The 6,737-nt window shown below is 66.1% G+C and carries 7 protein-coding genes; 5 read left to right on the top strand and 2 right to left on the bottom strand.

The annotated features are described in order from the left end of the window. Nucleotides 1-145: 145 nt before the first annotated feature. From QMX83_RS19140 to QMX83_RS19120, 5 genes are all read left to right on the top strand, one after another. Entirely contained in the window at nucleotides 146-637 is a 492-nt protein-coding gene (locus QMX83_RS19140; protein WP_282298231.1) for a peptidylprolyl isomerase, read from the top strand. Nucleotides 638-757: 120 nt separating this feature from the next. After that, on the top strand, nucleotides 758-1,744 hold the full coding sequence (locus QMX83_RS19135) for a malate dehydrogenase (RefSeq protein ID WP_125358508.1): 987 nt from the start codon (nucleotides 758-760) through the stop codon (nucleotides 1,742-1,744). A gap of 93 nt (nucleotides 1,745-1,837) precedes the next feature. Beyond that, nucleotides 1,838-2,452 carry an RluA family pseudouridine synthase gene (locus QMX83_RS19130; protein ID WP_282298230.1) on the top strand — a complete coding sequence of 205 codons (615 nt, stop codon included), beginning with the start codon at nucleotides 1,838-1,840 and terminating at the stop codon, nucleotides 2,450-2,452. Between the two features lie 103 nt (nucleotides 2,453-2,555). After that, nucleotides 2,556-4,433, top strand: a complete 1,878-nt coding sequence (prpE, locus tag QMX83_RS19125; protein WP_282298229.1) for a propionate--CoA ligase — start codon at nucleotides 2,556-2,558, stop codon at nucleotides 4,431-4,433. Between the two features lie 165 nt (nucleotides 4,434-4,598). Continuing rightward, entirely contained in the window at nucleotides 4,599-5,093 is a 495-nt protein-coding gene (locus QMX83_RS19120) for a hypothetical protein (RefSeq protein WP_282298228.1), read from the top strand. A 105-nt stretch (nucleotides 5,094-5,198) separates the two neighbouring features. On the opposite strand, the gene QMX83_RS19115 is transcribed toward QMX83_RS19120, so the two are convergent. Both QMX83_RS19115 and QMX83_RS19110 read right to left on the bottom strand, forming a co-directional pair. Next, nucleotides 5,199-5,810, bottom strand: a complete 612-nt coding sequence (locus QMX83_RS19115; RefSeq protein WP_282298227.1) for a glutathione S-transferase N-terminal domain-containing protein — start codon at nucleotides 5,808-5,810, stop codon at nucleotides 5,199-5,201. 84 nt (nucleotides 5,811-5,894) lie between these two features. After that, complete coding sequence (locus QMX83_RS19110) at nucleotides 5,895-6,353, bottom strand: cell wall hydrolase (RefSeq protein WP_282298226.1); 459 nt, start codon at nucleotides 6,351-6,353, stop codon at nucleotides 5,895-5,897. Nucleotides 6,354-6,737: the final 384 nt, after the last annotated feature.

The raw sequence follows: 6,737 nt of genomic DNA, 5'->3' as shown, positions 1-6,737 counted from the left end.
GGGGGGGGGGGGCCGGGGGGGGGCCCCCCCCCCCCCCCCCCCCGGCGCTACCAGGGCACCTTCACCCATGGTCGAAGGCACCCTGGCAGCATCACGGGTGTAGAATCTTGGGGCTGAGACAACCCCGAATATTTCAAGGATCCACATGTCCCTCATCGCCACCTTTGACACCACCCAGGGCCCGATCAAGGTCGAGCTGTACCCGGACAAGGCCCCGGTGACCGTGGCCAGCTTCGTGAACCTGGTCAAGCACGGCTTCTATGACGGCCTGGTCTTCCACCGCGTGATCGCCGACTTCATGATCCAGGGCGGCTGCCCGAAGGGCCAGGGCACCGGCGGCCCGGGCTACAAGTTCGAAGATGAAAAGAACGGCGTGAAGCACCAGGTGGGTTCGCTGTCCATGGCCAATGCCGGTCCGAACACCAACGGCAGCCAGTTCTTCATCACCCACATCAAGACCGACTGGCTGGACGGCAAGCACACCGTGTTCGGCCAGGTGCTGGATGGCCAGGCCATCGTCGATTCGGTCAAGCAGGGCGACGTGATCCACTCGATCACCCTGGAAGGCGACGTTGACGCCGTGTTGGCCGCCCAGGCCGATCGCGTCGCGGAATGGAACAAGATCCTCGCCGCCTGATGCATGCCACGGCCCCCTGACGGGGGCCGTTTTCACGTCTGCGGCCGCCCCGCCAGGTCACTCCCCGCCCGGCGGCCTTCTCCCATTTGGCTTCAACGCTTTTTAGCAGAGGAAATCCCCATGAAAGCACCTGTTCGTGTTGCCGTGACCGGCGCCGCCGGCCAGATCGGCTACGCCCTGCTGTTCCGCATCGCCTCCGGCGAAATGCTCGGCAAGGACCAGCCGGTCATCCTGCAGCTGCTCGAGCTGCCGGTCGAAAAGGCCCAGGCCGCGCTGAAGGGCGTGATGATGGAACTGGAAGACTGCGCGTTCCCGCTGCTGGCCGGCATGGTCGGCACCGACGACGCCGAAGTGGCGTTCAAGGACGCCGACATCGCCCTGCTGGTCGGCGCGCGTCCGCGCGGCCCGGGCATGGAGCGCAAGGACCTGCTGCTGGAAAACGCCAAGATCTTCACCGCCCAGGGCGCGGCGCTGAACAAGGTCGCCAAGCGTGACGTCAAGGTGCTGGTGGTCGGCAACCCGGCCAACACCAATGCCTACATCGCCATGAAGTCGGCTCCGGACTTGAACCCGCGCAACTTCACCGCCATGCTGCGCCTGGACCACAACCGTGCGCTGAGCCAGCTGTCGACCAAGCTGGGCAAGCCGGTTGCCGGTATGGAAAAGCTGGTCGTGTGGGGCAACCACAGCCCGACCATGTACCCGGACTACCGTTTCGCCACCGCCGATGGTGCGTCCATCGCCGACGCCATCAACGACCAGGAATGGAACGCCAACACCTTCATTCCGACCGTGGGCAAGCGCGGCGCGGCCATCATTGAAGCCCGTGGCTCGTCCTCGGCCGCTTCGGCTGCCAATGCCGCCATCGACCATGTGCGTGACTGGGTGCTGGGCAGCAACGGCAAGTGGGTCACCATGGGCGTGCCGTCGGACGGCTCGTACGGCATTCCGGAAGGCGTGATCTTCGGCTTCGCCGTGACCACCCAGAACGGCGAGTACACCCTGGTCAAGGACCTGCCGGTCGACGACTTCAGCCAGAAGTACATCGACAAGACCCTGGCCGAGCTGGAAGAAGAGCGCGCCGGCGTCGCCCACCTGCTGGGCTGATCCGGTTGCCGGGCGACGACCCACGGTCGTCGCTCACCGGACTTTACGGGGAGGCTTCGGCCTCCCCGTTTCCGTTATGGACCCTCGAACCCCATGATCCATCTGCACTACGCCGACGACGCCCTGCTGGTGGCCGAAAAGCCGCCCGGCCTGTTGTCCGTGCCCGGACGCACGCCAGAGAACCAGGACTGCGTGGTGACCCGGCTGCAGGCGCTGTATCCGGATGCGCTCACCGTGCATCGGCTCGATCAGGTGACCTCGGGGCTGCTGCTGCACGCACGTGGCAAGGCCATGCAGGCGGCGCTGTCCGCGCAGTTCGAGCAACGCCAGGTGCACAAGCGGTACCGGGCGGTATTGGAGGGCCTGCTGGAAGAAGACGCCGGTGAAGTGAATCTGCCGCTGATCGTGGACTGGCCGAACCGGCCGAAGCAGCAGGTCGATCATGAACGCGGCAAACCGGCACTGACCCGGTGGCGGGTGCTGGCGCGCGATGCCGTGAGCGGCCGTACCCAGGTGGAGCTGGAACCGATCACCGGCCGCAGTCACCAGTTGCGCCTGCACATGGCCAGCCTCGGCCACCCCATCGTCGGTGACGTGCTGTATGGCGCAACGGTCGCCGATCGCGTGTACCTGCACGCCTGCCTGCTGGCATTCACCCATCCGGTCAGCGGCGAACCGATGACTGTGGCATCTCCGCAACCCTGGTAGCGCCGGCCGTGGGCCGGACCCATCCCTTACGACCAAGGTAGGGCGGCTGCGCACGCGGCACGCGACTATGCTCGAACCCATGACTTTGTCTGGGAGGGCTGTCATGCGCTACGAAGAGCTGTACCGGAAATCCATCGAGGAACCCGACGCGTTCTGGGCCGAGGAAGCCCAGCGCATCTATTGGCACAAGCAGCCGGAGCAGGTGCTGGACTACAGCACGCCACCGTTCCGGCGCTGGTTCGTCGGCGGTGAAACCAACCTCTGCTACAACGCGGTCGATCGTCATCTGGTCGACCGGCCGGACCAGCTCGCGCTGGTGGCCATCTCCACCGAAACCAACGTCACCCGTGAGATCACCTACCGCGAGCTGTACCGGGAAGTGAATGCGTTCGCGGCCGTGCTGCAGCGGCTGGACGTGCAGCGCGGTGACCGCGTGGTCATCTACATGCCCAACATGGCCGAAGCGGTGTTTGCCATGCTGGCCTGCGCGCGCATCGGCGCGATCCACTCGGTGGTGTTCGGTGGTTTTGCGGCGCATAACCTGGCGCTGCGCATCGACGACGCCGAGCCCAAGCTGCTGATCGCTGCCGACGCCGGCAAGCGCGGTGGCAAGGTCATTCCCTACAAGGCCATGGTCGATGCGGCCTGTGCCGAAGCGCAGTCACCGCCGCCCCACGTACTGATCGTCTCGCGCGGGCTGGATCCGGCTGAGCCGAAGGTGCCCGGGCGCGATCTCGACTACGCCACCCTCCGCGCCGAAGTCGGCGATCAGGACGTACCCGTGGTGTGGCTGGAATCGAGCGAACCGAGCTACCTGCTGTACACCTCCGGCACCACCGGCAAGCCCAAGGGCGTACAGCGCGATGTCGGTGGTTACGCGGTGGCGATGGCGCAGTCGATGCGTACCGTGTTCGACTGCGCGCCGGGGCAGGTGATGTTCTCCACTTCCGATGTCGGCTGGGCGGTCGGACATTCCTACAACGTGTACGGCCCGCTGATCGGCGGTTGTACCTCGCTGCTGTATGAAGGCCTGCCGACCAGTCCTGATCCGGGCATCTGGTGGGCGCTGTGCGAACAGTATGGTGTCCGCACGCTGTTCTCTTCGCCCACCGCCATCCGCGTGCTGAAGAAGCACGATGCCGACTTCATCAAGCGTCACGACCTGGCCGCACTCAAGTATGTGTTCCTGGCCGGCGAGCCGCTCGACGAACCGACCGCGCACTGGATCAACGACGCGCTGGGCAAGCCGATCATCGACAACTACTGGCAGACCGAAACCGGCTGGCCAGCACTGACCCTGCTGCCGGGCGTGGACCTCAAACCGGTGCGCTTCGGTTCGCCGGGTTTCCCCAATCTCGGTTATCGGATGAAGGTGATCGACGAGAACACCGGAGCCGAAGTCGAACCCGGACAGAAGGGCGTGCTGGTGATGGTGCCGCCACTGCCGCCGGGCTGCATGACCACGGTGTGGAAAGACGACGATCGCTTCCTGCAGAGCTACTTCAGCCACTTCAAGGAGCTGCTGTACAGCTCGCTGGACTGGGCGATCCGCGACGAGGACGGCTACACCTTCATCCTGGGGCGCACCGACGACGTCATCAACGTGGCCGGTCACCGGCTGGGGACGCGCGAGATCGAGGAATGCATCTCCGGGCATCCGCAGGTGGCTGAAGCCGCGGTGATCGGGGTCAAGGACGAACTGAAGGGTCAGGTGCCGCTGGTGTTCGTCACCCTGCGCCAGGCGGTGGCGGATGACGGCACGGCGGTGGTCAGCGAGATGATGCAGCGGGTGACCCAGACCCTGGGTGCCGTGGCGCGCCCGGCCCACATCCATATCGTCAATGCGCTGCCCAAGACGCGTTCGGGCAAGCTGCTGCGGCGTTCGCTGCAGGCGCTGGCCGAACAGCGCGATCCCGGTGATCTGTCGACCCTGGACGATCCGGGGGCGCTGGACGAGATCCGGCGCGCGCTGGGGCGGTGAGGGGGAGGGTGCTGCGGTGCAGCACCCTTGAGCCTGAACGTCGGTTAAGCTTCCTCTGTGGTGGGGGTCGGCGCGTCATGCGCCGAGGCACCACAAGGGGGCGTGGCAACGAACCGCGAGCGACGCGGTCCTGCCCGCAGCTGCACAGCGTGACAGGGGGAAAACATGGCGTACATCCATGCCAAGACGGCTGCTGGCCGTCAGGAAATCGAAGACCGTGCGCGCAGATTGCCGCCGGGATTGCGTTCCATTCTGCTGATGGTCGATGGTCAGCGTGATGACGACGAACTGACCGGCATGCTGCCGGGCCTGCGCGCACCGGACGATGCGCTGGAACAGCTGCAGACTCTGGGATTGATCGAGGTGATCGGCGGTTCCCTGGCGGCCGCGTCACCGCGCGCGCTCACCGCCGGGCGCGAACACGATCCGGCCCTGTACAAACAGTTGTATGACTGGATGAGCGAATCGGTGCGTCGGCACCTGGGGCTCAAGGGCTACTTCATGCAGCTCAAGATCGAGCGCTGCACCGACGCGGCCGGTCTGGAAAAGCTGTGGCCGGAAATGGTCGCGGCCGTGTCCAAGGCCAAGAGCCCGGCCTTGGCCAACCGCTGGATGGAAGAAACCCGCGCGCTGCTGCAGGGGCAACCAGTAGGTGCGTAGAGCCGCGCAGCAGGAAAAATGACGCGGTGGCGACGATGAACGCGTCGCCACGCGCCCGTGCAATGACGGGCCGTGACGACGCGTGCAGCAGCGCCCCGCGTTCGGTTACACCAGCCCTTCCGCCTTCAACGCCGCCTGCACGCCGGCATCGGCTTCCATGCGCGTCTTGAACGCCGCCACGTTGTCCAGGCCGACCAGGTCGACCTTGGCCGCGGCGGCCCAGCGCAGGGTGATGTAGAAGTAGGGATCGGCCACGCTGCGGAAACCTGCCAGCCAGGGCTTGTCGGCGAGCTGGCGGTCGGCGGTCTCGAACAGGCCGCGCAGGCGCTTGCGCGCGGCGGCGCGGATGGCGTCGTACTGGCCTTCGTCGGCGATGAACTTGCCCGGCCCGAACAGCGGCGAGAACGCCGGGTGCACATCGGAGTTGACGAACGACAGCCAACGCGCGGCTTCGGCGCGCTGGCGCGGGCTGCCGTCACCGGCCAGGCCGGCCTGCGGGAAGGAATCGGCGATGTAGCCCATGATGGCGGCGTTCTGGGTCAGCACGAAGTCGCCGTCGACCAGCGCCGGCACCGCGCCGGCCGGGTTGATCGCCAGGAACGCCGGGGCCTTCATGGTGTCCTTGTCGAGCAGTTCCACTTCAAACGGCTGGCCGGTCCACTGCAGGGCAATGTGGTCGGCGGTGGAACAGGCTCCGGGCTTGCTGTACAGCTTCATGCGGACTCCAGGTCGATCAGTGTTGGAAACCACCACTATCGCGGAGCCGGCGGCGCGCGGCAACGGCGCGCCCACAACAGATTGTTACGACTGGCGGGGCTTGAGACTCTGCACCTTATAGAAGGTGTGGTCGCCGATCGTCGCCACTTGGTACGCATTGCGCCAACTCGGGCTGGCAATCGCCAGCGCGGCGAAGTGACTCGCGCCGGGCACGATTTCCTTGCGTTCGCCCACCGGCAGCGCCCAGTTGCGCTCGGCGTCGAAGGCCACGGTCATCGCTTCTTCCCAGGCATCGGTGTTGCCCAGCTGGGTGCCGGGAGCCACGATGGTCGGGGCGAACTGCTTGCGCGCGGTCACCACCTGGCACATCGAGTCACCCCACAGGCCGCTGTCGAGGCGGCGCAGTGCGACTTCTGCCACGGCTTGCTGGCCGCGCAGCGTCTGGTCACGCGCTTCCAGGTACACCGTCGTGCTCAGGCACAACGAATCGGCGGCCGGCTGCGGCAACAACTGTGACAGCCAGAGAATCCAGGCCAGTTTCATAAATCTCCTTGCTCCGTATGGGCCGCACCTGGCTGGGCCATCCGATCAACCGGACGGCGGCGAGGGTACTGCTTGGCGTCATGGGGAGGCGACCATCGGGGTCGCCCGTTGGCGGCACCCGAAAGATCGTGGGGGCCGCGCGCTCACTCGAACTGGGTGGTGAGCGGAAAGTTGGCGCACGATAGGGGGGTATTTCCCAATACATCCTGAACCGGAAGACTTGACATTCAGGTTCGGGGGAGGGGCCGGATCGCCGTATTCAGGCAGAGAGTGCCGATGTTCGAGGGCCGGCCAACGGCCGGCGCTACCGGGATTTCCAGGTAGCGGCCCCCCCGTGGTGGTGCCGCCCCCAGACCCGATAAACCGTCCCGGCCAGGCGGCAGC

This window comes from Stenotrophomonas sp. PS02289 (genome assembly GCF_029960115.1).
GTDB lineage: Bacteria > Pseudomonadota > Gammaproteobacteria > Xanthomonadales > Xanthomonadaceae > Stenotrophomonas.
This window is presented reverse-complemented; position numbering and strand designations above follow the sequence as displayed.